The following is a 1808-nucleotide window of genomic DNA, read 5'->3' on the forward strand; positions in this document are numbered from 1 at the left end:
AGAAAAATCAAGATGAAATCACTGGTAAATTACAACCTAAAAAGAAACAGAATATCAAGATTTACGAATTTATAAAGAAGAAAATGAGTGAGAGCGGGAAAGAATTGTTTAAATCGTGCAGTATCTTTAATGAATTTTTGGCTACAAAGGATAAAAAGAAGAAGAAACGAGTAAAGGGGAATGATTGTAAAAATCGATTTTGTCCGATTTGTGCTTGGAGGAAAGCAGGGAAGGACGCGGTGAAAATCGCAACGATGATGGAAGCAATTAAGATTGAGGAAAAGAAAGAGTTTCTTTTTTTAACGTTGACGACTCCAAATATTAAAGCTGATATGGTGAAAAGTGAGATTGATAGATTTAATAAAGCTTTTAAAAAGTTATTTGATAGACGTAATATTCAACGTTCTATTAAGGGTTATATTAGAAAGCTAGAAATGACGTATGATAAAGAACGATTCATCACTGAAGAAATGTATAACAACAAAAAGAGAAAAGCATATTATGATTCTCGTGGATTGAAAGTAGACGATCATAACCCGAATTATGATACATATAATCCTCATTTTCATGTATTGCTTTGTGTTGATAAAAATTATTTTAAACGTAAAGAGCTTTATATTAAGCAAGAAGAATGGTTAGAAATGTGGCGAGAAGTAACAGATATGCCAGAGATTACGCAAGTACATATTCAAAAAGTAGAGTTAATACGAGAAGGAAATGCAGTTGCGGAGGTTGCGAAGTATTCAGCGAAAGACTATGAAATGTCGGTTAGTCAAGAAGTGTTTGACGTGTTCTATTTAGCATTAAAAGGTCGTCAATTAATTGTTTACGGTGGATTATTAAAAGATTATGCGAAAAAATATGAAGATGGCGAATTGGACAAGTATAAGAGTACAGACAAGAATGAATATTATTATAGATTAATCGCAATGTGGAATAAGGATTTAATGAAATTTGAACAAGAGTATCAAGAGTTATCTGAGAGTGAGAAGCAAGAGTATAACGGTCATTTAATTAATGAAGTAGATGTGGAGGCGTAGTGTATGAAAGTAGCGGGAGATTTATATTATTATTGTCTTGGTTGTAAAAAGTTTCATGAATATGAAAAAATTGATCATAAAGGTGTAAATAGAAAATTATGTTTTTATTGTTTCAAGATTCAATCTAAAAAAACGAAAATTATTGGTGATGCTGAAGGTAGAATGCAAATTTGTGAGACTTGTCATAAAGAATTGTTTTAGTTGGTTGATTTGTGAAAAAAGCAAAGTCAAATGTTAGAAATTTTTAATAAGGGAACTGACTGTTATATCAAGTCAGTTCCCTTATTTTATTGAGTCTATTTTTGAGTGCAGCAAGTAGCATTCAAAAGTTTTTTTATGATTTAACAAAAAGGAGTTTTTCTTAAATTTAAATTTCGTGAATTTGTAAATTTATTTTTAAAGTTTATTTCGAGATATATTTTGTTCTACTAATTTTGTTTTACTAACGTACGAGGTGAAAACTTAAAGTGTGCGCATGAATTTTTTTAGTAATATATATTACGATAAAATACCGCACGTTTTTTGATGATTTTTTTGAAAATATAGTTTTGAGAAATTCTAAATTTTCGGGGCTGATTTTGGATTTTTTATGTGGGATTTGATTTTGGAATTTGTTAAATTGGAAATCTCGATTTTTCGATTTTCGGAATTTTTGTTTTCTCTTTTCTTTGTTATTCTGTATTTCGAAATTAAGGAGTTTATATAATACCTTCATGACGAACTGAAAACGAAAAAACTTTGCTCGCATATTTAATTCATAGATATTTC

General features: G+C 29.5%; 2 protein-coding genes. Both read left to right on the plus strand.

Annotated elements, in window-relative coordinates; all coding sequences use genetic code 11:
- The coding region (locus CQ064_RS33030) for a protein rep (RefSeq protein WP_258166719.1) at window positions 1-1040 on the plus strand (1040 nt) is incomplete at its 5' end.
- A 3-nt stretch (window positions 1041-1043) separates the two neighbouring features.
- On the plus strand, window positions 1044-1241 hold the full coding sequence (locus CQ064_RS33035) for a hypothetical protein (RefSeq protein WP_000861196.1): 198 nt from the start codon (window positions 1044-1046) through the stop codon (window positions 1239-1241).
- Window positions 1242-1808: the final 567 nt, after the last annotated feature.

Origin of the sequence: Bacillus sp. MYb78 (assembly GCF_002975115.1) — a bacterium.
Classification (GTDB): Bacteria; Bacillota; Bacilli; order Bacillales; family Bacillaceae_G; genus Bacillus_A; species Bacillus_A cereus.